Below are 24423 nucleotides of genomic sequence, written 5' to 3'. Positions count from 1 at the left end.
GGACACATCTGATCTCGATGGATGCGAGGCCTGCCGGTGAACCCTTCCACCGCGCAGGCCAGGGTCATCGTCGACGAACTCGTCCGCAACACCGTTTCGCACGTCGTCCTCTGCCCGGGCTCCCGCAACGCGCCGCTGTCGATCGCGCTCTATGACGCCGCGGCGGCCGGGAAGCTGCAGCTCCACGTCCGCATCGACGAGCGCGGCGCCGGCTTCCTCGCCCTCGGCATCGCCGCGCGCACCGGCCGCCCGGTGGCCGTGCTCTGCACGTCCGGCACGGCGGCCGCGAACTTCCACCCCGCGGTGCTCGAGGCCGACCGCGCGGGCGTCCCGCTGATCGTCCTGACCGCCGACCGGCCGCCCGAGCTGAGAGCCGCGGGCGCTTCGCAGGTGATCGACCAGCACCAGCTCTACGGCGACGCCGCCCGCTACTTCGACGAGCTGGCCGTCGCCGAGCGGCGGGCCGGCCAGAACTCGTACTGGCGCAGCCAGATCTGCCGGGCGTGGAACGCCGCCTACGGCGAGTGGCGCTGCGGCCCGGTGCACCTGAACATCCCGTTCCGCGAGCCCCTCGTGCCCGACCTCGACGACGACGGCGAGTGGTACGAGTCCCTCGACGGCCGTCCCGACGGCTCCCGCTGGACCGAGCTGCCGGACTTCGGCGCGCTGCCGTCGTTCGTCGTGCCCTCGGCGCGCCACGGCCTGGTCATCGCGTGCGACACCGGCGTCCAGGCGGCCAGCGAGTGGGCCGAGCAGCACGGCTGGCCGGTGGTCTCGGAGACCGGCGGCCTGGGCCTGTCCGGCGGCACGGCGATCTCGTCCGGCGCGTGGCTGCTGGGCGTCGAGGAGTTCATCGCGAAGCACAAGCCGGAGCAGGTGCTCTGCCTCGGCCGGCCGACGGTGTTCCGGCAGATCCAGAAGGTGATTTCGGACCCGTCCGTCGAGGTCCTGCTGGTCCGCCCGGACTCGGACTGGCCGGCGCCCGCGCACAACGTCCGCCAGGTCGGGCAGTGGTTCGACGAGCCGACCAAGCCGGCCGACCCGGAGTGGCTGGCGAGCTGGCGCCGGGCCGACGCGGCCGCGTCCGACGCCGTTTCGTCGCTGCTGGCCGCCGAACCGTGGCCGTCCGGGCTGCGCCTGGCGGCGGAGCTGGTGGACGCGCTGCCGCCGGACTCGCTGCTGGTCGTGGGCTCGTCCAACCCGACGCGGGACGTCGCGCTGGCGGGCCGGCTGCGGCCGGACGTCCTGGTGCACCGCAACCGCGGGGTCGCGGGCATCGACGGGACGGTCTCGACGGCGATCGGCGCCGCGTACGTCCACCGCGGGCCGTCGTACGCGCTGCTGGGCGACCTGACGTTCCTGCACGACGCGTCGGGCCTGCTGACCGGCCCGGCCGAGCAGCGTCCCGACCTGACGATCGTGGTGTGCAACGACGACGGCGGCGGGATCTTCTCGCTGCTGGAGCAGGGCGCCCCCGAGCACGCGGCGAGCTTCGAGCGCGTCTTCGGCACCCCGCACGGCGCCGACCTGGGCGCGTTGTGCGCCGGCTACCGCGTCCCGCACGTCGTCGCGGAGACGCTGACGGAGTTCCACGCGGCCCTGCGCCCGGCGCCGGGCCTGCGGGTCGTCGAGGTGCGGGTGGACCGCTCGCGGCACCGCGACCTGCACGGCCGGTTGCGGGCGGCGGTCTCGGCGGCCGTCTCCGCGGGTTGAGTCAAGCGGTTTCCGGGACCGGTCCCAGGGGGTAAGAACCTTCCTTCGCCGGTACCTGGGTGCTCCCCGGCTGGCTACGTTCGAGCGCGCTGAACCTCACCCGTTGGAGGGATTCGAATGCGTGCAAGAACGCGCACCGGTTTCGGTGCGCTCGCGGCCGGCGTCGTCTCGGTGCTGCTCGCCGGCACCGCCGCCGCGGCCCCCGCGCCGGGCGCCCCCGGTGTCGGCGACCCCTACTACCCGAACGCCGGCAACGGCGGCACGGACGTGCTCCACTACGACATCCGCCTGACCTACCAGCCGGCGACCGACGTCCTGGCGGGCACGACGACGCTGCTGCTCACCGCAACCCAGGACCTCTCGCGGTTCGACCTCGACTTCGCGCTGAAGGCGTCGAGCGTGCGCGTGAACAACCGCCCCGCCCAGTTCGCGAACCAGACCGGCAACGGCGAGCTCGTCGTCACCCCGGCGCAGCCGCTGCTCAAGGGCCAGACCGCGACCGTCGTCGTCGCGTACTCGGACACGCCGTCGACCGAGAAGGTGGACGGCATCAACGCCTGGAAGAAGGGCGCCTTCGGCGCTCTCGGCATCGACGAACCGCAGAGCTCGGCGTGGTGGTTCCCGGCCAACGACCACCCGACCGACAAGGCGACCTACGACGTCACGATCGAAGCCCCGGACGACAACGTCGCCATCTCCAACGGGTCGCTCGTGCGCACGACGAAGAGCCGCGCCGGCTGGACCCGCTGGCAGTGGCGCAGCACGAAGCCGCAGGCCACGTACCTGACGTCGTTCATCGTCGGCAAGTACGAGCTGAACCAGGCGACGACGCCGGACGGCAAGCCGTTCATCACGGCGTACGGCGCCGACCTCGGCGACTCGCTGTACGCGGCGAAGGCGAGCGTCGAGCGCACGCCGGAGATCGACGAGTTCCTGGCCACCCAGTTCGGCCCGTACCCGTTCGAGGCCGAGGGCGGCGTCGTCACCAGCGGCATCACGTTCTCCCTGGAGAACCAGACCCGGCCGACCTACGGCGTCCGAAACTTCCGCGCGGGCTCGAACACGACGCTGATCGCGCACGAGAACGCCCACCAGTGGTTCGGCGACAACGTCTCGCTCGGCCGCTGGAGCGACATCTGGCTGAACGAAGGCTTCGCGTCCTACGCCGAGTGGCTCTGGTCGGAGCACGAGGGCGAGGGCACGGTCGCCGAGCTGGCGCAGTACACGTACGACTCGAACCCGGCCGACGGCGCCCTGTGGAAGGTGGTCCCGGCCGACCCGGGCGCGGACAACCAGTTCGACAACGCCGTGTACGACCGGGGCGCGCTGACCCTGCAGGCGCTGCGGACCGCCGTCGGCGACGACGCGTTCTTCACCATCTTGAAGACGTGGCAGGCGCAGCGGGGCGGTTCGAACGGGCGGATCCTGGACTTCATCGCGCTGGCGGAGAAGATCTCGGGCAAGCCGCTGCACGACCTGTTCCAGACGTGGCTGTACACGGCGGGCAAGCCGTCCGTGGGCCCGAACGGTGCTGCTGCCTTCACCGCGCGTACGGCGTCTGTGAAGCCGCAGTCGTACGACCAGATCCAGGCGAACCACCGGAACCTCGCCGCGGAACACACGCACTGAGCGAGACCGCTACGCTCGCCGCGTGAGCACGAGAGGTGAGCGGGTGAGGCGCGTCGGGTGGTGGACCACCCTCGGCGTCGCCTCGCTCCTCACCGTGATGTGCGTCTGCCTCCTGTTCGCCGCGATCCGCAACGACGGGGCTATCGAGGCTCAGCTCGGGACGGCGAACGCGACGGTGGACTCGGTGGCGTTCGACCGCACGATCATCCACTTCGAGACCCCGGACGGCATCGTCCACAGCCCGGCGAACGGCGTCCTGTACCCGGATGGGCTGGCGGCGGGTCAGCTGGTCCGCATCGAGTACGACGCGCCGGACCCGGAGCTGGCCCGGGTGGCGGGCCGCTCGGCGACGTTGACGCTGCTGCCGCTGGGGAGCTTCGTGTTCTTCACCTGGCTGGTGGCGGGGCCGCTGCTGTGGTGGATCCGCCGGGCGAACAAGCGAGCCACTGTGCCCGCGTGATTTCGTACTCGACTTCGCCCTGGTCGGCGCCTGCCACGGGGTCGTCGTAGTCGGCGGCCGAGGTGAACGCCCTCGCGAAGGTGAGTCCGGCGGAGGTCATCGTCGCCCGGGACGGGGTGTTGACCGCCATGGTCTGGGCGAAGATGCGGTCGAGTTCGAGTACCTCGAAGCCGTAGCGGATCAGCTCTCGTGAGCCTTCCTTCGCGTAGCCGCGCCGCCAGTGCCGGCGCAGGAGGCGGTAGCCGAGTTCGGCTTCGCCTTCGACGTCGGGCTGGTCGGGGCCGTGCGGTGGGCGGAGGATCCACCAGCCGATGAAGTCTTGGCCCGCGAAGCCCATCCAGAAGCCGAACCCCGGGGCGACGTCCATCCTTCGTTCGTGGGCCCGTTCGACCTCGGCGCGAGTGGCGGCCCGGCCGGTGAGGTAGCGCATGACCTCGGGGTCGGAGTCGAGTTCGTACTCCAGGTCGAGGTGGTCGTCGGTGAGGGGGACGAGGGTGAGCCGGTGGGTGCGGAGGGTGGGTGATCGTCGTCGAGGGTGCAAGCCTTTTAGCCCCGCGCCGTGGTGGTTGAGTGTTTCCGCTCCTCGTCTTCGATTGTTCAACACCGGATACCCGGCCTCAAGGGCGCCTTCGGCGTCGCTTCGCGATGAGCTTCGCTCACCCTTGACCCCGGGTCTCCGGTGCTGACTGCGGCTGGGACGAGGTTCGGGGGAGGGCTAGGTGCGGGCCTGCGGCCCACTCAGCCCGCGTGGGCTGTCTCCTGCCACCAGCCCAGGACCTCGTCCGCCACCCCCGGTGCCGCCACCAGCAACCCGTCCGTGGGCAACGCCGTGTCCTCCCCGTGCTTGTCCAGCACCACCGCCCCTGCCTCGATGGCCATTGCCACCGAGCCGGCCACGTCCCACTCGTGGTAGCTGTGCAAAACCGCCGCCGCCGCGTGGCCCAGTGCCACCTGGGCGATCGACAACGCCGCCGACCCCAGCACGCGGACCCCCGCGTGCGCCGCCGCGGCTCGCTCGATGAACCCGCCCATCCCCGGCCACGGGCCGCGCCGGGCGAACTCGGTGCAGACCAGCGCACCCGCCGTCACGCAGCGGTCGACCAGCTGGACCGGCTTGCCGTTCGCGCGGGCCCCTCGTCCGCGCGCGGCCGCGTAGATCTGGGCCCGGTACGGGTCCGCCACCACCCCCACCACCGGTCCTGCCGCGTCCACCAGCGCCAGGCTGTACGCGCACCACGGGACGCCCGCCACGTAGTTCGCCGTGCCGTCGACCGAGTCGACCACCCAGCGGTACTCCGCGACGTCCGCGCCGTGGTCCGCGCCGAACTCGTGGCCGACCACCGGGATGCCCGGGAACTCCGCCGTCAGGACGCGGCGCGTGTGCCGCTCCAGGATGCGGTCGGTGTCGGTGACCCAGTCGAACGGCGAATCCAGCGTGGACGGGTGGGCGCCGCGGCCGGCGGTCGCGGTGATCACGTCGGTGGCGTCGTTGGCCAGCCGTCCGGCCACTTCGAGCGCCCTCGACAGCAAGCCGGGCTCGACGGGCCGCGGCGGCCGGGAGGACAAGAGGGTCATGCCTGCTTAGTCTGGGCCCCGCTGGTTTCCGGGACACGACCTTGAGATGACATGTCGTAGCCGATCTGTTCCGGCAGCGTTGGCCGCCGTGTCACACGTGCGCCAGGAACGGGTGCGATCGTCCAAGACGTGCGAGTCGCCATAGTCACCGAAAGTTTCCTGCCCCAGGTGAACGGCGTGACCAACTCCGTCCTGCGGGTCGTCGAGCACCTGCGCGAACGCGCCCACGACGTGCTGATCATCGCCCCCGGCCCCGGCCCGGACTCCTACCGCGGCGCTCCCGTCGTGCGGATCCCCGCGCTGGACTTCCCCGGCGTCAACTCCCTGCCGATCGGCGTGCCGACGCGGACGGTGCTCAACGCGCTCACCGCGTTCGGCCCGGACGTCGTGCACCTGGCCTCGCCGTTCGTCGTCGGCGCGCGCGGGCTGGCCGCCGCCCGGCGGCTGAGAGTGCCGTCCATCGCCGTCTACCAGACCGACATCGCCGGGTTCGCCGCCGCGTACGGCTTCGGCATCGCCGCGCGCGCCGCGTGGCGCTGGGTGCGGCGGCTGCACTCGCGGGCCGACCGGACCCTCGCCCCGTCCAGCGACTCCGTCGAGCAACTCGAGCTGCACGGCGTCCCGCGCGTGCACCGCTGGGCGCGGGGCGTCGACATCGAGCGCTTCTCCCCGGACCACGCCGACGCGGCGCTGCGGGCCGAGCTGGCCCCGAACGGCGAGCTGCTCGTCGGGTTCGTCGGGCGGCTGGCGCCGGAAAAGGAGGTCGACCGGCTGGCCGCGCTCGCCGGCGTGCCCGGGATCCGCGTGGTCATCGTCGGCGACGGGCCCGAGCTCGACAACCTCAAGGAGCAGCTGCCCGGCGCCGCGTTCCTCGGCGCGAAGTACGGCGACGAGCTCTCGAAGGCGTACGCGAGCTTCGACGTCTTCGTCCACACCGGCCCGCACGAGACGTTCTGCCAGGCGGTGCAGGAGGCGATGGCGTCCGGCTTGCCGGTGCTCGCGCCGGCTGCGGGCGGCCCCAAGGACCTCGTGCTGCCCGGCCGCACCGGCTACCTGCTGCCGGCCGACCGCGAGGGTTTCGGCCCGGCGCTCGTCGAGAAGGTCGACGCCCTCCGCGACGCCGCGTTGCGCGCGAGGCTCGGTGAGAAGGCGCGCAAGGTCGTGCTGGGCCGCACCTGGCCTGCGGTCTGCCACGAGCTGCTGGGGCACTACGAAGCCGTGCAGGGCCGGGCCGCCCGCGCGGCCTGACATGCACATCGTCCAGCTCGCCAACTTCTACGGCCCGCGCTCGGGCGGGCTCCGCACGGCGCTGCACCACCTCGGCGCCGGGTACGTCGCGAGCGGCCACGAGGTGACGCTCGTGGTGCCAGGCACCCGCTACGCCGACGAGGTGCTGCCGACCGGCGTGCGCCGGTTCTCGCTGCCGGCCCCAAAGATCCCTGGCACCGGCGGCTACCGCGCCGTCGACCCGCACCGCGTCCGCGCGGTGCTGCGCAGACTCGAACCCGACCGGCTGGAGGTGTCGGACCGGTTGACGCTGCGGGGGATGGGTGGCTGGGCGCGGCGCCACGGCGTACCGAGCACGGTCATCTCCCACGAGCGCCTCGACCGGCTGCTGGAGCAGTTCCTGCTGCCCGAGCCCGTCGCGCGCCGCGTCGCCGACGCCGCGAACCGGCGGATGGCGGCGAGCTACGACACGGTCGTCTGCACGACGGCGTTCGCCCGCGCGGAGTTCGACCGGATCGCCGCGCCGAACGTCCGCCGCGTGCCGCTCGGCGTCGACCTCGCGACGTTCCGGCCCGCCATGCGCGACGCCGGGTGGCGCACCGACCTCGCCGGGGGAGCGGACGCCCTGATCGTCCACTGTGGACGTCTTTCGCCGGAGAAGCACGTGGAACGCAGCGTGGACACCGTCGCGGAGCTGACGGAGGCGGGCGCGAAGGTCCGGCTGGTGGTGGCGGGCGACGGGCCGCGCCGGCGCGCCCTCGAACGCCGGGCGCGCGGGCTGCCGGTGACGTTCCTGGGGTTCCTGTCCGGCCGCGGCGACGTCGCCCGGCTGCTGGCCAGCGCGGACGTCTCCCTGGCGCCGGGGCCGCACGAGACCTTCGGGCTCGCGGCCCTGGAGGCCCTGGCGTCCGGGACGCCGGTGGTGGTGTCGGCGTCGTCGGCGCTGCGGGAGATCGTGCGTCCGGGGTGTGGCGCGGCGGTCGACGACCACGCGCCCGCGTTCGCCACCGCCGTCACAGACCTCCTGGACAGCCCGGAAGACCTGCGCAGGGCGGCCGCGAGGGCACGGGCGGAGGAGTTCACCTGGCCCGCGGCGGTGGCCGGGATGCTGGCCACCTTCCGCTGAACGTCCCGGCGGACCGGTCTAGATTCGTGTCATGTCACGCGCAAGCCTGGACAAGGACCCGCACGAAGTCGCCGCGATGTTCGACGGCGTCGCGGACGGGTACGACCGGGCGAACTCGTTCATGACCTTCGGCTTCGACCGGCGCTGGCGCACCACCACCGCTCGCGTGCTCGACGCCCGCCGCGGCGAGAAGGTCCTGGACCTCGCCGCCGGCACCGGCGTGTCCACCGTCGAGTACGCCCGCGGCGGCGCTTGGTGCCTGGCCGCGGACTTCTCGTTCGGCATGCTCCGCGCCGGCAAGCACCGGAACGTGCCGATGGTTGCGGCCGACGCGCTCAACCTGCCGTTCGCCGACGAGAGCTTCGACGCCGTGACGATCTCCCTCGCGCTGCGCAACTTCGTCGACACCAAGGCCGCGCTGACCGAGATCGCCCGCGTGGTCAAGCCGGGGGGCCGGCTGGTGATCTGCGAGGTCTCGACGCCGCCGTTCGCCCCGATCCGGTTCATCCACCGGCGGTTCATGCTCAAGCTGCTGACCTGGGTCGGCAAGCGGACGTCGTCCAACCCCGAGGCCTACTCCTACCTGGCCGAATCCATGCTGGCCTGGCCCGACCAGCGCACGCTCGGCGAGATCATCGCGAGCGCGGGCTGGACCGACGTCGAGTGGTTGAACCTCACATTCGGCGTCGTGGCGATCCACCGCGCGCGAAAGCCTGCCTAAACTCGCGTTCATGACGCGACGCACCGCAGACCAGGACGCCGAAGTCATCGTCGTCGGCGCCGGACCCGCAGGGTCCACCGTGGCCACCTACCTGGCCCGCGCGGGCGTCGACGTGCTGCTGCTGGAGAAGACCGAGTTCCCGCGCGAGAAGGTCTGCGGCGACGGCTTGACCCCGCGCGGCGTCAAGCAGCTCATCGACCTGGGCATCGACACCAGCGAGGACGCCGGCTGGGTGCACAGCCGCGGCCTGCGGATCCTCACCGGCGACCTGACGCTGGAGCTCGACTGGCCGGACTTGACGAGCTACCCGCCGTACGGCGTTTCCCGCACCCGCCACGACTTCGACGACCTGCTCGCGAAGCTCGCGGTGAAGGCGGGCGCGCGGCTGTACGAGCGCACCACCGTCACCAGCGCGATCACGAACGCGACCGGGCGCGTGGTCGGCGTCGAGGCGAAGGTCGGCCCGGAGCGGACGCCGGTGAAGTACTACGCGCCGCTCGTCCTGGCCTGCGACGGCGTGTCCGCGCGGCTCGCGCTGAGCGTCGGCATCCAGAAGAACGAGAAGCGCCCGATGGGCGTGGCGGTGCGCCAGTACTACAAGAGCCCGCGCCACGACGACCCGTTCATCGAGGGCCACCTCGAGCTGTGGGACCGCTCCGACCCGCGGGACCCGAAGCTGCTGCCGGGCTACGGCTGGGCGTTCCCGCTCGGCGACGGCACGGTCAACGTCGGCCTCGGCATGCTGTCGACGTCGGCGTCGTTCCGGAACACCGACTACCGCGCGCTGCTGCGCCAGTGGCTCGACGGGACGCCGGAGGAGTGGGGCTACCGCGAGGAGAACGCGATCGGCAAGGTCGGCGGGGCCGGCCTCCCGATGGGCTTCAACCGCACCCCGCACTACCGCGACGGCCTGCTGCTGCTCGGCGACGCGGGCGGCATGGTCAGCCCGTTCAACGGCGAGGGCATCTCGGCGGCGATGGAGTCCGCGCAGATCGCCGCGGAGGTCGTCGTGCAGGCGCTTGCGCGGCGCGAAGGGCCTTCGCGGGAGCGGGCGCTGGAGGCGTACCCGCGGGCCGTGGGCGAGCTGATGGGCGGCTACTACCAGCTGGGCAACGTCTTCGCGCGGATCATCGGCAAGCCGAAGATCATGCACGCGTGCACGAAGTACGGGCTGCGCATCAACAAGCTGCTGCCGCTGGTCTACAAGGGCTTGTCGGGCTGCTACGACGCCAAGGGCGGCGACGGCGTCGACCGCCTCATCTCGGCGCTGGCGAAGGTCACCCCGACCCCGCGCTGACCCGGTTCCGAGGCCCCGGCACGACTTCCGTGCCGGGGCTTTTTCGCGCGCGGACACACGAGTGGCCCAGCAAGTTGGCCGTACGGCCAGTGGGATAGCTCACACGGCGAAGTCCGGATTGTCCGGCCACCCAGCGATCTTGACCGGCCTTCGCGCAGGTCGCGCGCGGGCCGTCATCGCGTCGTGACAACGATGGCGCCGGAAGTTAGGTCACCCTTATAACACGGGGGCCTAGGGACAAGAATGTGAGTCGCGTCCTACACTCCCCCCATGCTTTGTGAATCGCTTCACATCCGCGACGAGTGGCTTGTGAACTATTTCACAAGCGCTGTGTTTCTCCCCGCCCGGCCCCGCCACGGGCCGTAAGGAGACCCTGACCCTCGGCGGTGTGACCCAGGTCCCTTAGGGTGCCGACGAGGCCAAGCGGTTCCCCACCACAAGCACAACCGCATCGGCGCGGAAAGGATGGCGAAGACCCCGTGCTGACGTTGCTGACCCGAACGGACACGGTGCAGCTGGCGCAAGAGGCTCCCAGTCTGAAGCCCTACCTGCCCATCGTGATCTTGTTCGTCCTGGCGCTCGGTTTCGCCGTGCTGTCGGTCCTGCTGGGCCCGCTCGTCGGACCCAGCCGCTACAACAAGGCCAAGCTCTCCGCCTACGAGTGCGGCATCGAGCCGTCCCCGCAGCCGCTCGTCGGCGCCGGGCGGATGCCGGTCGCGTACTACATCACCGCGATGCTGTTCATCCTGTTCGACATCGAGATGGTCTTCCTCTACCCGTTCGCCGTGCAGGCGGACGCGCTGGGCACGTTCGGCCTGGTGGAGATCCTGCTGTTCATCGCGACGGTCGGCTTCGCGTACGCCTACGTGTGGCGGCGCGGCGGCCTGGATTGGAACTAGACCCATGGGCCTCGAAGAGAAACTCCCCAACGGCATCCTGCTGGCCAGCCTCGAAGGCCTCGTCAACTGGGCGCGCAAGAACTCGCTGTGGCCCGCGACCTTCGGCCTCGCCTGCTGCGCGATCGAGATGATGACGGTCGGCGGTTCCCGCTACGACATCGCCCGCTTCGGCATGGAACGCTTCAGCGCGACGCCGCGGCAGGCCGACCTGATGATCGTCGCCGGGCGCGTCACGCAGAAGATGGCCCCGGTCCTGCGCCAGATCTACGACCAGATGGCCGAGCCGCGCTGGGTGCTCGCGATGGGCGTCTGCGCTTCCTCCGGCGGCATGTTCAACAACTACGCCGTGGTCCAGGGCGTCGACCACATCGTGCCGGTCGACATGTACCTGCCCGGCTGCCCGCCGCGGCCGGAGATGCTGCTGGACGCGATCCTCAAGCTGCACGCCAAGATCCAGGACGAGCCGATCAACGCCCGCCGCGCCGCCATCCGCGCCGCCAGCGGGGCGCGCACCGAGCTCGTCGCGTCGTCGATCAAGTACGCGAAGAAGTAGAGCGATGACTGAGAACCCCCAACCCGGCGAAGAGCAGTCGAGCGCCGAGCGGGCCGAAGGCGGCCTCGAGCCGACCGGCACCCGGCCCGCCGAACCGGTCGTCACCGGCCGCGAACGCCAGGGCATGTTCGGCGTCCACGGCACCGGCGACACCTCCGGCTACGGCGGCGTCCGGCTCCCGGCCTACAGCCCCGCGCCGGCCGAGCGCCCGTACGGCGGCTGGTTCGACCAGTTCGCCGACGAGTTCTACGCGGCGCTGGCCGACCACAAGATCCCCGCCGAGTCGATCCTGCAGACGACGGTCGACCGCGGCGAGATCACCTTCTACGTCGACCGCGAGAAGCTGGCGGAGATCGCGAAGGTCCTGCGCGACGACGGTGGCCTGCGCTTCGAGCTGCTGTCCTCGGTGTCCGGTGTGGACTACGGCGTCGACATCCCGCAGCGGCTGCACGCGGTCTACCACTTCACGTCGCTGACCTACCGCCGCCGGATCCGCCTCGAGGTCACCCTCGACGTCGAGGACGCGCACGTGCCGTCGCTGGTCGGGATCTACCCGACCGCCGACTGGCAGGAGCGCGAGGCCTGGGACATGTTCGGCATCGTCTTCGACGGCCACCCGGCCCTGACCCGGATCCTCATGCCGGACGACTGGGACGGCCACCCCCAGCGCAAGGACTACCCGCTCGGCGGGATCCCGGTCGAATACAAGGGCGCGGAGATCCCGCCGCCGGACCAGCGGAGGTCGTACTCGTGAGCACCGAGAACCTTTCCGACGTCAACACGGGAACCTCGACCACCGAGACCGGCAGCGACAGCACCGACGACGTCAACTACGCGGATTCCCGTGACACCACCGAAGGCCGCGTCTATTCGGTCTCCGGTGGCGACTGGGACGACGTCATCGCCGACGCCGCGCACGACGAGCGCATGGTCATCAACATGGGCCCGCAGCACCCGTCGACGCACGGCGTGCTCCGGCTCGTGCTGGAGATGGAGGGCGAGACCGTCACGCAGCTGCGGTCGGTCATCGGCTACCTCCACACCGGCATCGAGAAGAACTGCGAGTACCGGACCTGGACCCAGGGCGTCACGTTCGTGACGCGCATGGACTACCTGGCCCCGCTGTCGACGGAGATGGCGTACTGCCTCGGCGTCGAGAAGCTGCTGCAGATCGAGGCCCCGCGCCGCGCGCAGCTGCTGCGCGTGATGCTGCTGGAGATCAACCGCATCGGCTCGCACCTGGTCTACATCGCCACCGGCGGCATGGAGCTCGGCGCCACCACCGCGATGACGCTCGGCTTCCGCGAGCGCGAAGAGGTGCTGCACCTGCTGGAGCACCTGACCGGCCTGCGGATGAACCACGCGTTCATCCGCCCCGGCGGCCTCGCGCAGGACATGCCGGCCGACTACGTCGAGGTCGTCAAGGCGTTCGTCAAGACGATGAAGGAACGCCTTCCGCTGTACGACAAGCTCTTCACCGGGCAGCCGATCTGGCGCAACCGGCTCAAGGGTGTCGGGTACCTGCCGGTCGACGCGTGCCTCGCGCTCGGCGTCACCGGCCCGGTGCTGCGCTCGGCCGGTCTCCCGTGGGACCTGCGCAAGACCGAGCCGTACTCCTGCTACGACGAGTTCGACTTCGACGTCCCGGTCGACAACGGCGCCGACTGCTGGTCGCGCTACCTGATCCGCGTCCACGAGATGCACGAGAGCCTCAAGATCATCGAGCAGTGCCTGGAGAAGCTCGAGCCGGGCCCGGTCATGGTCGAGGACAAGAAGGTCGCCTGGCCCGCGCAGCTGTCCATCGGCAGCGACGGCATGGGCAACTCGCTCGAGCACGTCAAGAAGATCATGGGCCAGTCGATGGAGTCCCTGATCCACCACTTCAAGCTGGTCACCGAGGGCTTCAAGGTGCCGGCCGGGCAGGTCTACACCTCCGTCGAGTCGCCGCGCGGCGAGCTGGGCGTGCACCTGGTCTCCGACGGCGGCACCCGGCCGCTGCGGGTCCACGTGCGCGAACCGAGCTTCGTGAACCTGCAGTCGATGCCCGCAATGGCCGAAGGCGGCCTGGTCGCGGACGTGATCGCCGCGATCGCCTCGATCGACCCCGTCATGGGGGGAGTGGACCGATGAGCACAGCTGTTCCCGAGCCGGGCCCCAACGACGCTGCCGCGACGCACGCGGCGGCCGGCCCGGACACCGACGTGATCGCCATCGCGCCCGACCCCGCGGTCGCCGCCGGGATCATCGAAGACACGCCGCTCGAAGACATCTTCGACGAAGGTGTCGTGGCCAGGGCGCAGGAGCTGATCGCGCGCTACCCGATGTCCCGCTCGGCGCTGCTGCCGATGCTGCACCTCGTGCAGTCGGTGCAGGGGTACGTGAGCCAGGAGGGCATCGCGTTCTGCGCGAAGCAGCTCGACCTGTCCGACGCCGAGGTCAGCGCGGTCGCGACGTTCTACACGATGTACAAGCGCAAGCCGTGCGGCGAGCACCTCGTGAGCGTCTGCACCAACACGCTGTGCGCGGCCATGGGCGGCGACGCGATCTACAAGCGGCTCCAGACGCACCTCGGATCCGAGTCGGAACCGCTGGGGCACAACGAAACCGCCGGCACGCCGAACGAGCCGGGCTCGATCACCCTCGAGCACGCCGAGTGCCTCGCGGCCTGCGACCTCGCGCCGGTCATCCAGGTCAACTACGAGTACTTCGACAACCAGACCGAGGACAAGGCCGTCGCGCTGGTCGACGCGCTGCAGGCGGGCAAGAAGCCGGCCCCGACGCGCGGCGCGCCGCTGTCGAGCTTCAAGGGCGCCGAGCTGCAGCTCGCCGGGTTCTTCCCGGAGGACGAGACGGCCTACCGCCGGGACGTCGACGGTCCCTCGCAGGCCGTCGAGACGCTGCGGGGCGCGAAGCTCGCCCAGGACCGCGGCTGGGTCGCCCCGGTCGCCCAGGATGTCCCGCTTCCTGAAGTGGAGAAGAAGTAATGGCCGATCCCATTACCCCGGTCCTCACGAAGCGCTGGCTGTCCCCGAACTCCTGGCAGATCGGGACGTACGAGGCACTCGAGGGCTACACCGCCGTCCGCAAGGCACTGGCCGGGACGCCGGAGCAGCTCGTCCAGCTGGTCAAGGACTCGGGCCTGCGCGGCCGCGGCGGCGCGGGCTTCCCGGCCGGCATCAAGTGGTCCTTCATGCCGCCGAACTTCGACAAGCCGCACTACCTGGTGATCAACGCCGACGAGGGCGAGCCGGGCACCTGCAAGGACATCCCGCTGATGATGGCGGACCCGCACTCGCTGATCGAGGGCTGCATCATCGCCTCGTACGCGATGCGGTCCAACCACTGCTTCATCTACGTCCGCGGCGAGGCGCTGCACTGCATCCGCCGCCTCAACGCGGCCGTGCGCGAAGCCGAAGCGGCGGGCTACCTGGGCGAGAACATCCTCGGCTCGGGCTTCGACCTCAAGATCACGGTTCACGCGGGCGCGGGCGCGTACATCTGCGGTGAAGAGACCGCGCTGCTCGACTCGCTGGAAGGCCGTCGCGGCCAGCCGCGGCTCAAGCCGCCGTTCCCGGCCGCCGCGGGCCTGTACGCCGCGCCGACCACGGTCAACAACGTCGAGACCATCGCGAGCGCGCCGTTCATCGTCAACGGCGGTTCGAGCTGGTTCCGCGAGATGGGCCGCGAGAAGTCGCCCGGCCCGAAGATCTACTCGATCTCCGGCCACGTCGAGAAGCCCGGCCAGTACGAGTGCCCGCTCGGCACCACGCTGCGCGAGCTCCTCGAGCTGGCGGGCGGCATGAAGGACGGCATCCCGCTCAAGTTCTGGACCCCGGGCGGCTCGTCCACCCCGATGTTCACCGCCGAGCACCTCGACGTTCCCCTGGACTTCGAAGGCGCGGCGGAAGCGGGCTCCATGCTCGGCACCACCGCCGTCCAGGTCTTCAACGAGACCGTGTCGGTGCCGTGGGCCGTGATGAAGTGGACGCAGTTCTACGAGCACGAGTCCTGCGGCAAGTGCACGCCGTGCCGCGAAGGCACGTACTGGCTGGCGCAGATCCTCGAGCGGATGGTCGAGGGCCACGGCACCGAGGAGGACATCGACACCCTCCTCGACGTCTGCGACAACATCCTCGGCCGGTCGTTCTGCGCCCTCGGCGACGGCGCGGTGTCGCCGATCCAGAGCGGCATCAAGTACTTCCGCGAGGAGTTCCTCGCGCTGTGCGAGAAGAACCGGCACGAACAGACCAAGCCCGAACTGGTGGGAGCGCAGGCATGACGATCGCCCCCGACAAGCCCGAAACGGCCGCGACGCCGGTCCCCGAGGGCCACGTCAAGCTGGTCATCGACGGCGAAGAGGTCATCGCCCCCAAGGGCGAGCTCCTCATCCGCACGGCCGAACGCCTCGGCACGGTCATCCCGCGGTTCTGCGACCACCCGCTCCTCGACCCGGCCGGCGCCTGCCGCCAGTGCCTGGTCGAGGTCGAGATGGGCGGCCGGCCGATGCCGAAGCCGCAGGCGTCCTGCACGATGACCGTCGCCGACGGCATGGTCGTCAAGACGCAGCTGACGTCGCCGGTCGCGGACAAGGCCCAGCAGGGTGTGATGGAGCTGCTGCTCATCAACCACCCGCTGGACTGCCCGATCTGCGACAAGGGCGGCGAGTGCCCACTGCAGAACCAGGCGCTGGCCCACGGCCGCGCGGAGTCGCGGTTCGTCGACACCAAGCGGACGTTCCCGAAGCCCCTGCCGATCTCGACGCAGGTGCTGCTGGACCGCGAACGCTGCGTGCTCTGCCAGCGCTGCACCCGGTTCTCCCGCGAGATCGCCGGCGACCCGTTCATCGAGCTCCTCGAACGCGGCGCCCACCAGCAGATCGGCACCGCGGAGACGGCGGACGTCCTGGACATGGCGTCGCGGACGACGTCCGGCCAGCCGTTCCAGAGCTACTTCTCCGGCAACGTCATCCAGATCTGCCCGGTCGGGGCCCTGACGAGCGCGGCCTACCGGTTCCGCTCCCGCCCGTTCGACCTGGTGTCCTCGCCGAGCGTCTGCGAGCACTGCTCGTCCGGCTGCGCCGAGCGCACCGACTTCCGGCGCGGCAAGGTCCAGCGCAAGCTGGCCGGCGACGACCCCGAGGTCAACGAAGAGTGGATCTGCGACAAGGGCCGGTTCGCCTTCCGCTACACCGGCGCCGAGGACCGCATCCGGCGTCCGCTGGTCCGCAACCCCGAGACCGGTGAGCTGGAAGAGGCGTCCTGGACCGACGCGCTGCGTGCCGCCGCCGAGGGCCTCACCGCGGCCCGTTCGAACGGCGGTGTCGGCGTCCTGCCCGGTGGCCGGCTGACCGTCGAGGACGCCTACGCGTACTCGAAGTTCGCCCGCGTCGCCCTGCAGACCAACGACGTCGACTTCCGCGCCCGCCCGCACTCGGCCGAGGAGCTCGCGTTCCTCACCTCGCACGTCGTGGGCGTGACGCCGGAGTCCGGCGTCACCTTCGCCGAGATCGAGCGGGCCCGCACGGTCCTGTGCGTCGCCTTCGAGCCCGAGGACGAAGCCCCGATCGTGTTCCTGCGGCTGCGCAAGGCGGCCCGCAAGAACCGCACCCGGGTCGTCCACTTGGGACAGTGGACGACGTCGTCGGTGCGCAAGACGTCCGGCGAGCTGCTCGCCTGCGTCCCCGGCCAGGAGGCCGCGGCCGTCGAAGGCATCGCCAAGCACGCGCCGGACCTCGACGAGGCCCTGCGCGGCGAGAACGCGGTCGTCCTGGTCGGCGAGCGCGCCGCCCAGGTGCCCGGCCTGTTCTCCGCGCTACACGACCTGGTCGAGCGCACCGGTGTCCGCCTCGCGTGGATCCCGCGCCGCGCTGGCGATCGGGGCGCAATGCAGGTCGGCTGCGTGCCGACGCTCCTGCCGGGCGGCCGCCGGGTCGGCGACAACGCCGCCCGCGTCGCCGTCGAAAACGCCTGGGGCGTCCCGATCCCGGCCACCCCGGGCCGCGACACCACCGGCATCCTGCAGGCGGCTTCGGCCCGCGACCTCGGCGGCCTGGTCGTCGGCGGCGTCGACCCGTTCGACCTGCCGGACCCGGACCTCGCGCTGCGCGCGCTGGACAACGCCGGTTTCGTCGTCAGCCTCGAGCTCCGCCACAGCGCGGTGACCGAGCGCGCGGACGTCGTGCTCCCGGTGGCGGCGTCGGACGAGAAGTCCGGCAGCTACCTCAACTGGGAGGGCCGCACCCGCCCGTTCGACACGACCATCGAAGGCACCGGCACCCTGCCGGACTGCCGGGTGCTCGACACCCTCGCCGTCGAGATGGACGCCGACCTGTTCACGCAGACGCCGGCCGCCGCCCGCGGCGACTTCGAGAAGCTCGGCCCGGCCTCGGCGCTGCGCTGGGGTCCGGTCGAAGCGGCGAACGGCGGCGCCACGGCGGCCCCGGGCGCGGGCCAGGCGGTCCTGTCGACTTGGCGCCAGCTCATCGACAACGGGTCCCTGCAGGATGGCGAGCCGCACCTGAAGGGCACCCAGCGCACGCCGGTCGCGCGGCTGTCCGCGAAGACCGCGGAAGGGCTGGGCGTCACCGTGAAGGTGAGCACCGAACGCGGCGCGATCACGCTGCCGGTGGAGATCGCGGACCTGCCCGACGGCGTCGTGTGGCTGCCGGGCAACTCCGACGGCTCCGCCGTGTTCAAGACGCTCGGCGCCGGGCACGGCGCCGTCGTGAACCTCGCTGGAGGTGGGCAATGACCCCGCTGCTGACCGATGCCGCCGTCGGGAGTGTCCCCGACGCGGCGACGCGGGCGGCGCTGCTGGCGGACGACCCGTTGTGGCTGATCCTGCTCAAGTGCGTGGTCATCCTGCTGATCGGGCCGATCATGACGATCTTCCTGATCGTCTGGGAGCGCAAGGCGGTCGGCCGGATGCAGAACCGGCCCGGCCCCAACCGGGTCGGCCCGGGCGGCTACCTGCAGTCCCTCGCGGACGCGATCAAGCTGCCGTTCAAGGAACAGATCATCCCGGACACGGCCGACCGCAAGGTGTACTTCCTCGCGCCGGTCATGTGCGTGGTGCCGTCGCTGATCGCGCTCTCGGCCATCCCGTTCGGCCCGGTCGTGTCGATCTTCGGCGAGCGGACCGTGCTGCAGCTGCTCGACCTGCCGGTCAGCGCGCTGGTGATCCTGGCCTGCTCCTCGATCGGCGTCTACGGCATCGTGCTCGCCGGCTGGTCGTCCGGCTCGCCGTACCCGCTGCTCGGCGGCATGCGCAGCGCGGCGCAGGTGATCTCCTACGAGATCGCGATGGGGCTCTCGATCGTCGCGGTGATCCTGCAGGCCGGGTCGCTGAACCTGGCCGACATCGTCGGCGCGCAGCACAAGGCGTGGTTCCTCTACCTGGTCCCGAGCTTCGTGATCTACCTGATCTCGATGGTCGGCGAGACCAACCGTGCCCCGTTCGACCTCCCCGAGGCCGAGTCGGAGCTGGTCGGCGGCTTCCACACCGAGTACAGCTCGATGAAGTTCGCGATGTTCTTCCTCGCCGAGTACGTCAACATGGTGATCGTCTCGGCGTTCGCGACCACGCTGTTCCTCGGCGGCTGGATGGCCCCGTGGCCGCTGTCGCTGATCGGGAACAACGTCCTCAACACCGGCTGGTGGCCGGTGCTGTGGTTCTTCGCGAAGATGTTCATCCTGCTGTTCGGGTTCATCTGGCTGCGCGGCACGCTGCCCCGCCTGCGCTACGACCAGTTCATGCGCCTGGGCTGGAAGGTCCTGGTCCCGCTGAACCTGGTGTGGATCGTCATGGTGACCTTCGCGAAGGTCATCGTCTGGAACACCGCGTCCATCATCATCGCCGCGGTCGCCATCTTCATCGTCGTCGCCCTGTTCTTCTACGTCCGCGCGGCGGGCCGCGAAGAGGAGAGCGAGACCGTGCCGGTGACCGGTGGCGGTTTCCCGGTTCCGCCGCTGGACCTCAAGGTCCCGCAGACCACCCCGCGTCAGAAGGCCCTGGCCAAGGCCGAGGCGAAGGCGGCCCGCCGCAAGCCGGCGGCCGTCGGTACCGCAAAGGAAGGAGCGCAAGATGGGGTTTCTTGATCCCGTCAAGGGCTTCGGCGTCACCTTCGGGATGATGTTCAAGAAGGTCGCCACCGAGGAGTACCCGGAGGCCGGCGCGCCGGCCGCACCGCGGTACCACGGCCGGCACCAGCTGAACCGCCACCCGGACGGCCTCGAGAAGTGCGTCGGCTGCGAGCTGTGCGCGTGGGCGTGCCCGGCGGACGCGATCTTCGTCGAGGGCGGTGACAACACCGAGGAGGCCCGGTTCTCGCCGGGCGAGCGGTACGGCGCGGACTACCAGATCAACTATCTGCGCTGCATCGGCTGCGGCCTCTGCATCGAGGCGTGCCCGACGCGGTCGCTGACGATGATCAACTTCTACGAGCTGGCCGACGACGACCGCCAGCGGTTGATCTACACGAAGGAAGACCTGCTCGCCCCGCTGCTGCCCGGCATGGAGCAGCCGCCGCACCCGATGCGGCTGGGCGAGAACGAGCAGGACTACTACGTGAACGGCCCCGAGCTGGCTCGCGGGGAGGGCGTCAAGTGATCACCGCTCTCCTGAGCCAGGCGCCCACGGGTGCCGCCGCGGGCGTGACGACCGGCGAGGCCATCGCGTTCTGGATCCTCGGCCCGCTCTCGCTGCTCGGCGCGCTCGGCATGATCTTCTCCCGCAACGCCGTGCACTCGGCGCTGTGGCTGGTGCTCACGATGCTGAGCCTGGGCGCGCTGTACATGATCCAGTCGGCGCCGTTCCTGGGCTTCACGCAGATCATCGTCTACACCGGCGCGATCATGATGCTGTTCCTGTTCGTGCTGATGCTGGTCGGCCGGGAGAGCTCCGACTCGGTCGTCGAAGTCCTGCGCGGCCAGCGGCTCGCCGCGACGGTGCTCGGCATCGGCCTCGCCGCGCTGCTGGCCACCGGCATCTACCGGGCGCTGGCCAACGTCACCCCGGCCACCCCGCTCGACTCGACGACGTCCGCGGGCGGCGGGCCGAAGGGCCTCGGCCGGCTGATCTTCACCGACTACCTGTTCCCGTTCGAGCTGACGTCGGCGCTGCTCATCACCGCCGCGGTCGGCACGATGGTGCTGGCCTTCACCGACCGCCACGGCAAGGGCGGCAAGCAGACGCAGAAGGAACTGGTCGTCGCCCGCTTCCGCGGCGAGCACGACCGGCCCTCGCCGCTGCCCGGCCCGGGTGTCTTCGCCACCGCCAACTCGGTGGCGACGCCGGCGCTGCTGCCGGACGGCTCGGTCGCCCCGGAATCGCTCTCGGCGATCATCGAGTCCACGTCGGCGATCGAGCTGGCTAAGGAACGCAAGCTCGTGGCGGACGACACCCCGCACCCCGACGCGCACGCGCTGGTCGGCTCGGAAGGTGCTTCGGAAGGGGAGAAGGAATGACCCCCACGTACTACCTGCTGCTGTCGGCGCTGCTGTTCGCGCTCGGCGCGGTCGGCGTGCTGGTGCGGCGCAACGCGATCGTCGTGTTCATGTGCATCGAGCTGATGCTCAACGCCGTGAACCTGACGCTGGTCACCTTCGCCCGGATCAACGGCGGGCTCGACGGCCAGATCATGGCGTTCTTCGTCATGGTCGTCGCGGCCGCCGAGGTCGTGGTCGGCCTGGCGATCATCATGGCCATCTTCCGCACCCGGCGCTCGGCTTCGGTCGACGACACCAACCTGCTGAAGTACTAGGAGACACCGAGTGACCGCATCATCGTGGCTGCTGGTGGCCTTCCCTGCCCTCGGCGCCCTGATCCTCCTGTTGGCGGGCAAGCGCGCGAAGGCCTGGGGGCATCTGCTCGGCTGTGCCACCGTCACCCTGGCTTTCATCTACGGGCTGATCCTGTTCTTCAGCGCGAACACGAGCACGGCGACCGACGTCAAGGTCTACTCGTGGATCCCGGTCGGCCAGCTGCAGGTGGACTTCGGGCTGCGGATCGACGCGCTGTCGCTGACGTTCGTGCTGCTCATCACCGGCGTCGGCATGCTGATCCACTACTACTCGATCGGCTACATGGCCGACGACGAGGGCCGGTACCGCTTCTTCGCGTACCTCAACCTCTTCGTCGCGTCGATGCTGATCCTGGTGCTGGGCAACAGCTTCGTGACGCTGTACCTCGGCTGGGAAGGCGTGGGCCTCGCGTCCTACCTGCTCATCGGCTGGTACCAGGGGCGCCCGTCCGCCGCGACCGCGGCGAAGAAGGCGTTCCTGATGAACCGCGTCGGCGACGTCGGGCTCGCGCTGGCGATCTTCATCATGTTCAAGTACGCGGGCTCGACCGGCTACGCGCAGGTCTTCCAGGCGGTCGCCGACGGCAAGTTCTCGCCGGGCGCGATCACCGCGATGGCGATCCTGCTCCTGCTCGGCGCCTGCGGTAAGTCCGGCCAGTTCCCGCTGCAGGCCTGGCTTCCCGACGCGATGGAGGGCCCGACCCCGGTCTCGGCCCTGATCCACGCGGCAACGATGGTCACGGCCGGTGTCTACCTGGTGGCCCGCTCGAAGGACATCTTCAACGCCACCGCGGACGGCCGCCTGATCGTCACGCTGGTCGGCACGGTGACGCTGCTGCTCGGGTGCATCATCGGCTGCGCGTACGACGACATCAAGAAGGTCCTCGCGTACTCGACGGTCAGCCAGATCGGCTACATGATGCTGGCCGTCGGCCTCGGGCCCATCGCGTACGCGCTCGGCATCATGCACCTGGTCGCGCACGGCTTCTTCAAGGCCGGGCTCTTCCTCGGGGCCGGGTCGGTCATGCACGGCATGAACGACGAGGTCGACATGCGGAAGTTCGGTGGCCTGCGCAAGCACATGCCGATCACCTTCATCACCTTCGGCCTCGGCTACCTGGCCCTGATCGGCATCCCGCCGCTGTCGGGCTTCTTCACCAAGGACGCGATCATCGAAGCGGCGTTCGGCCAGGGCGGCTGGCGCGGCTGGGTGATGGGCGGCGCCGCGCTGCTGGGCGCCGGGCTCACCGCGTTCTACATGACGCGCCTGATGGTGATGACGTTCTTCGGCAAGGAGCGCTGGAAGGACATCAAGAGCACCGACGGCCGCGACTTCCACCCGCACGAGTCCAAGGCGATCATGTGGGTCCCGATGGCGGTGCTGGCGGTCGGCTCGGTCGGCGCCGGTGCGTTCTTCGCCCTCGGCGACCGCTTCGCCCACTGGCTGACCCCGTCGGTCGGCGCGCTGGAGGAAGCGCACAACGCGCCGTTCGACGCGTGGGTGATCTCCGTCGCCGCGATCGTGTTCTCCCTGCTGGGCGTGGTGATCGCGTACCTGATCTTCCGGCGTGACGTGCCGGTCGAGCAGCCGCAGCGGGTCTCGTTCATCACCCGCGCGGCGCGCAAGGACCTCTACGGCAACGCCCTCAACGAGACGCTGGTCGCCCGCCCGGGCACCTGGCTCTCGCGGGCGCTGGTGTACGTCGACAACCGCGGCGTCGACGGCGCGGTCAACGGCCTGGCCGCCGGCCTCGGCGGCGGCTCCGGCCGGCTGAGGCGGCTGCAGACCGGGTTCGTCCGGTCCTACGCGCTGTCGATGCTGGGCGGCACGTTCCTGCTTCTGGCGGCTCTCCTGCTGGTGAGGTTCTCCTGATGACCTGGTTGCTCATCCTCATCCTGGTGCCGCTGGCCGGCTCCCTGGTGCTGGCGTTCCTCAAGGGGAACGACCGCGCCGCGGTGCTGGCCGCGCTGGGGTTCTCGATCCTCGAGTTCCTGCTCGTGATCCCGTTCTGGCTCAGCTACTCGCCTTCCGGTGCGCGGCTGCAGCAGACGTCGAGCTTCGACTGGATCCCCAGCTTCGGCGTCCACATCGCGTTCGGCACCGACGGCATCTCGCTGATCATGATCGCGGTGATCGCGCTGCTGGTGCCGATCGTCGTCGGCGGCCTCGGCACGCTGGACAAGCTGCCGCCGGGCCGCAGCGCGGGCGGGTTCCTTTCGCTGATTCTGCTGCAGGAAGCGCTCACGATCGGCGTGTTCGCCGCGACCGACGTCTTCCTGTTCTACGTGCTGTTCGAGATCATGCTGATCCCGATGTACTTCCTCATCGGCGGCTACGGCGGCGCGAACCGGCAGTACGCGGCGGTGAAGTTCTTCCTCTACTCGTTCCTCGGCGGCCTGATCATGCTGGCGTCGGCGATCGGGGCGTACTCGCTCGCGAAGGACAAGCTCGGCCACGGCACGTTCGACTGGGCCACGCTCGTCACGGTCGTCCGGGACGCGCCGCTGCACACGCAGATCTGGCTGTTCCTCGGGTTCTTCCTGGCCTTCGCGATCAAGGCGCCGCTGGTGCCGTTCCACACCTGGCTGCCGGACGCGGCGGGGGAGGCGCCGATCGGCGTCGCCGTCCTGCTCGTCGGCGTGCTGGACAAGGTCGGCACGTTCGGGTTCCTGCGCTACTGCCTGCCGATGTTCCCGGACGCGAGCAAGACCCTGGCACCGCTGGTGCTGGTGCTCTCGGTGATCGGCGTCCTTTATGGATCGATCCTCGCCGCGGGGCAGCGGGACATGAAGCGGTTCATCGCCTACGTGTCCATCGCGCACTTCGGGTTCATCTCGCTCGGCATCTTCGCGTTCAACGAGCAGGCGATGGTCGGCTCGGCGACGTACATGCTGAACCACAGCATCGCGACCGGCATGCTGATCGTGGTGATCGGCCTGGTGATCGCGCGCGGCGGGTCGTCTCGCATCTCGGACTACGGCGGCATGGCCAAGGTGACCCCGTTGCTGGCCGGGCTGTTCCTGCTCGCGGGTCTGTCCACATTGTCCTTGCCCGGTACCAACTCGTTCGTCTCCGAGTTCCTGGTGCTCATCGGGGCGTTCGTGAACCAGCCGGTGTACACGATCCTCGCCACGGTGGGCATGGTCCTCGCCGCGGCGTACGTCCTGTGGCTCTACCAGCGCGTCATGCAGGGGCCGGTCCGCGGTGACGCCCTGATCGGCGTCGGCGGCGGGCCGGGCACGGCCATTGCGCCGGAGCTGGGCGCCAAGAAGGCCATCACCGACCTGAACGGCCGCGAGATCGCGATCTTGGCGCCGCTGGTCGTGCTGGTCCTCGTCCTCGGCTTCTACCCGAAGCCGGTGCTCGACACAGTCACCCCGACGGTGCAGCAGACGCTGTCCGCGGTCCAGGGAGGCAAGTAAC

At 70.3% G+C, this 24423-nt stretch carries 22 protein-coding genes; 20 read left to right on the top strand and 2 right to left on the bottom strand.

Annotated elements, in window-relative coordinates:
- Nucleotides 1–36: 36 nt before the first annotated feature.
- The 3 genes from menD to ACZ7OH_RS10855 all read left to right on the top strand — a co-directional run bounded on the left by menD (nt 37) and on the right by ACZ7OH_RS10855 (nt 3802).
- Nucleotides 37–1713, top strand: a complete 1677-nt coding sequence (gene menD, locus ACZ7OH_RS10865; protein ID WP_470280622.1) for a 2-succinyl-5-enolpyruvyl-6-hydroxy-3-cyclohexene-1-carboxylic-acid synthase — start codon at nt 37–39, stop codon at nt 1711–1713.
- A gap of 117 nt (nt 1714–1830) precedes the next feature.
- Entirely contained in the window at nt 1831–3342 is a 1512-nt protein-coding gene (locus tag ACZ7OH_RS10860; RefSeq protein ID WP_470280621.1) for a M1 family metallopeptidase, read from the top strand.
- 22 nt (nt 3343–3364) lie between these two features.
- Complete coding sequence (locus ACZ7OH_RS10855; protein WP_470280620.1) at nt 3365–3802, top strand: DUF3592 domain-containing protein; 438 nt, start codon at nt 3365–3367, stop codon at nt 3800–3802.
- On the opposite strand, the gene ACZ7OH_RS10850 is transcribed toward ACZ7OH_RS10855, so the two are convergent.
- Nucleotides 3729–4343 (bottom strand): GNAT family N-acetyltransferase, encoded by a 615-nt coding sequence (locus tag ACZ7OH_RS10850; RefSeq protein ID WP_470280619.1) that lies wholly within the window; start codon nt 4341–4343, stop codon nt 3729–3731. The two genes, ACZ7OH_RS10855 and ACZ7OH_RS10850, sit on opposite strands and share 74 nt — an antisense overlap.
- Before the next feature lie 197 nt (nt 4344–4540).
- Entirely contained in the window at nt 4541–5377 is an 837-nt protein-coding gene (locus tag ACZ7OH_RS10845; RefSeq protein ID WP_400900950.1) for an inositol monophosphatase family protein, read from the bottom strand.
- A 177-nt stretch (nt 5378–5554) separates the two neighbouring features.
- Between ACZ7OH_RS10845 and ACZ7OH_RS10840 the strand changes: the two genes are divergently transcribed.
- The 17 genes from ACZ7OH_RS10840 to ACZ7OH_RS10760 all read left to right on the top strand — a co-directional run bounded on the left by ACZ7OH_RS10840 (nt 5555) and on the right by ACZ7OH_RS10760 (nt 24422).
- Nucleotides 5555–6625, top strand: coding sequence for a glycosyltransferase family 4 protein (locus tag ACZ7OH_RS10840; RefSeq protein WP_470280618.1), 1071 nt, complete (start codon nt 5555–5557; stop codon nt 6623–6625).
- Nucleotide 6626: 1 nt separating this feature from the next.
- The gene (locus ACZ7OH_RS10835; protein ID WP_470280617.1) at nt 6627–7730 is read left to right on the top strand and encodes a glycosyltransferase family 4 protein; all 1104 of its coding nucleotides are present in this window, start codon (nt 6627–6629) and stop codon (nt 7728–7730) included.
- 31 nt (nt 7731–7761) lie between these two features.
- On the top strand, nt 7762–8451 hold the full coding sequence (locus tag ACZ7OH_RS10830) for a demethylmenaquinone methyltransferase (RefSeq protein ID WP_086677876.1): 690 nt from the start codon (nt 7762–7764) through the stop codon (nt 8449–8451).
- Nucleotides 8452–8461: 10 nt separating this feature from the next.
- Nucleotides 8462–9748, top strand: a complete 1287-nt coding sequence (locus ACZ7OH_RS10825) for a geranylgeranyl reductase family protein (RefSeq protein WP_470280616.1) — start codon at nt 8462–8464, stop codon at nt 9746–9748.
- Between the two features lie 479 nt (nt 9749–10227).
- A complete protein-coding gene (locus ACZ7OH_RS10820; protein ID WP_086838657.1) occupies nt 10228–10647 on the top strand; it encodes an NADH-quinone oxidoreductase subunit A in 420 nt (139 codons plus the stop codon).
- A gap of 4 nt (nt 10648–10651) precedes the next feature.
- On the top strand, nt 10652–11200 hold the full coding sequence (locus ACZ7OH_RS10815) for a NuoB/complex I 20 kDa subunit family protein (RefSeq protein WP_086678877.1): 549 nt from the start codon (nt 10652–10654) through the stop codon (nt 11198–11200).
- Nucleotides 11201–11204: 4 nt separating this feature from the next.
- On the top strand, nt 11205–11954 hold the full coding sequence (locus ACZ7OH_RS10810; protein ID WP_470280615.1) for an NADH-quinone oxidoreductase subunit C: 750 nt from the start codon (nt 11205–11207) through the stop codon (nt 11952–11954).
- A complete protein-coding gene (locus ACZ7OH_RS10805; RefSeq protein ID WP_470280614.1) occupies nt 11951–13330 on the top strand; it encodes an NADH-quinone oxidoreductase subunit D in 1380 nt (459 codons plus the stop codon). Before ACZ7OH_RS10810 ends, ACZ7OH_RS10805 begins: the two co-directional genes overlap by 4 nt.
- The gene (gene nuoE / locus ACZ7OH_RS10800) at nt 13327–14184 is read left to right on the top strand and encodes an NADH-quinone oxidoreductase subunit NuoE (protein WP_470280613.1); all 858 of its coding nucleotides are present in this window, start codon (nt 13327–13329) and stop codon (nt 14182–14184) included. The genes ACZ7OH_RS10805 and nuoE overlap by 4 nt, the downstream gene beginning before the upstream one ends.
- Nucleotides 14184–15479 (top strand): NADH-quinone oxidoreductase subunit NuoF, encoded by a 1296-nt coding sequence (gene nuoF / locus ACZ7OH_RS10795; protein ID WP_470280612.1) that lies wholly within the window; start codon nt 14184–14186, stop codon nt 15477–15479. Before nuoE ends, nuoF begins: the two co-directional genes overlap by 1 nt.
- Nucleotides 15476–17950 carry an NADH-quinone oxidoreductase subunit G gene (locus ACZ7OH_RS10790; RefSeq protein WP_470280611.1) on the top strand — a complete coding sequence of 825 codons (2475 nt, stop codon included), beginning with the start codon at nt 15476–15478 and terminating at the stop codon, nt 17948–17950. Before nuoF ends, ACZ7OH_RS10790 begins: the two co-directional genes overlap by 4 nt.
- Entirely contained in the window at nt 17947–19296 is a 1350-nt protein-coding gene (gene nuoH, locus ACZ7OH_RS10785) for an NADH-quinone oxidoreductase subunit NuoH (protein WP_470280610.1), read from the top strand. Before ACZ7OH_RS10790 ends, nuoH begins: the two co-directional genes overlap by 4 nt.
- On the top strand, nt 19283–19807 hold the full coding sequence (gene nuoI / locus ACZ7OH_RS10780; protein WP_086678351.1) for an NADH-quinone oxidoreductase subunit NuoI: 525 nt from the start codon (nt 19283–19285) through the stop codon (nt 19805–19807). Before nuoH ends, nuoI begins: the two co-directional genes overlap by 14 nt.
- Nucleotides 19804–20664, top strand: a complete 861-nt coding sequence (locus ACZ7OH_RS10775) for an NADH-quinone oxidoreductase subunit J (RefSeq protein ID WP_470280609.1) — start codon at nt 19804–19806, stop codon at nt 20662–20664. Before nuoI ends, ACZ7OH_RS10775 begins: the two co-directional genes overlap by 4 nt.
- Entirely contained in the window at nt 20661–20960 is a 300-nt protein-coding gene (gene nuoK / locus ACZ7OH_RS10770) for an NADH-quinone oxidoreductase subunit NuoK (protein ID WP_360680313.1), read from the top strand. Before ACZ7OH_RS10775 ends, nuoK begins: the two co-directional genes overlap by 4 nt.
- A 10-nt stretch (nt 20961–20970) precedes the next feature.
- A complete protein-coding gene (nuoL, locus tag ACZ7OH_RS10765; RefSeq protein WP_470280608.1) occupies nt 20971–22872 on the top strand; it encodes an NADH-quinone oxidoreductase subunit L in 1902 nt (633 codons plus the stop codon).
- Nucleotides 22872–24422 carry an NADH-quinone oxidoreductase subunit M gene (locus tag ACZ7OH_RS10760; protein WP_470280607.1) on the top strand — a complete coding sequence of 517 codons (1551 nt, stop codon included), beginning with the start codon at nt 22872–22874 and terminating at the stop codon, nt 24420–24422. Before nuoL ends, ACZ7OH_RS10760 begins: the two co-directional genes overlap by 1 nt.
- The last annotated feature ends 1 nt before the right edge of the window (nt 24423 follow it).

The organism is Amycolatopsis sp. NPDC114478 (assembly GCF_055633805.1).
This window is presented reverse-complemented; position numbering and strand designations above follow the sequence as displayed.

What these genes read in the sequence shown, in the direction of transcription:
- ACZ7OH_RS10830 (WP_086677876.1), top strand. Translation starts at nt 7,762, where the DNA reads ATGTCACGCGCAAGCCTGGACAAGGACCCGCACGAAGTCGCCGCGATG.
- ACZ7OH_RS10760 (WP_470280607.1), top strand. Translation starts at nt 22,872, where the DNA reads ATGACCTGGTTGCTCATCCTCATCCTGGTGCCGCTGGCCGGCTCCCTG.
- nuoF (WP_470280612.1), top strand. Translation starts at nt 14,184, where the DNA reads ATGGCCGATCCCATTACCCCGGTCCTCACGAAGCGCTGGCTGTCCCCG.
- nuoE (WP_470280613.1), top strand. Translation starts at nt 13,327, where the DNA reads ATGAGCACAGCTGTTCCCGAGCCGGGCCCCAACGACGCTGCCGCGACG.
- ACZ7OH_RS10860 (WP_470280621.1), top strand. Translation starts at nt 1,831, where the DNA reads ATGCGTGCAAGAACGCGCACCGGTTTCGGTGCGCTCGCGGCCGGCGTC.
- ACZ7OH_RS10845 (WP_400900950.1), bottom strand. Translation starts at nt 5,377, where the DNA reads ATGACCCTCTTGTCCTCCCGGCCGCCGCGGCCCGTCGAGCCCGGCTTG.
- ACZ7OH_RS10835 (WP_470280617.1), top strand. Translation starts at nt 6,627, where the DNA reads ATGCACATCGTCCAGCTCGCCAACTTCTACGGCCCGCGCTCGGGCGGG.
- ACZ7OH_RS10825 (WP_470280616.1), top strand. Translation starts at nt 8,462, where the DNA reads ATGACGCGACGCACCGCAGACCAGGACGCCGAAGTCATCGTCGTCGGC.
- ACZ7OH_RS10810 (WP_470280615.1), top strand. Translation starts at nt 11,205, where the DNA reads ATGACTGAGAACCCCCAACCCGGCGAAGAGCAGTCGAGCGCCGAGCGG.
- ACZ7OH_RS10790 (WP_470280611.1), top strand. Translation starts at nt 15,476, where the DNA reads ATGACGATCGCCCCCGACAAGCCCGAAACGGCCGCGACGCCGGTCCCC.
- ACZ7OH_RS10815 (WP_086678877.1), top strand. Translation starts at nt 10,652, where the DNA reads ATGGGCCTCGAAGAGAAACTCCCCAACGGCATCCTGCTGGCCAGCCTC.
- nuoK (WP_360680313.1), top strand. Translation starts at nt 20,661, where the DNA reads ATGACCCCCACGTACTACCTGCTGCTGTCGGCGCTGCTGTTCGCGCTC.
- nuoI (WP_086678351.1), top strand. Translation starts at nt 19,283, where the DNA reads ATGGGGTTTCTTGATCCCGTCAAGGGCTTCGGCGTCACCTTCGGGATG.
- nuoH (WP_470280610.1), top strand. Translation starts at nt 17,947, where the DNA reads ATGACCCCGCTGCTGACCGATGCCGCCGTCGGGAGTGTCCCCGACGCG.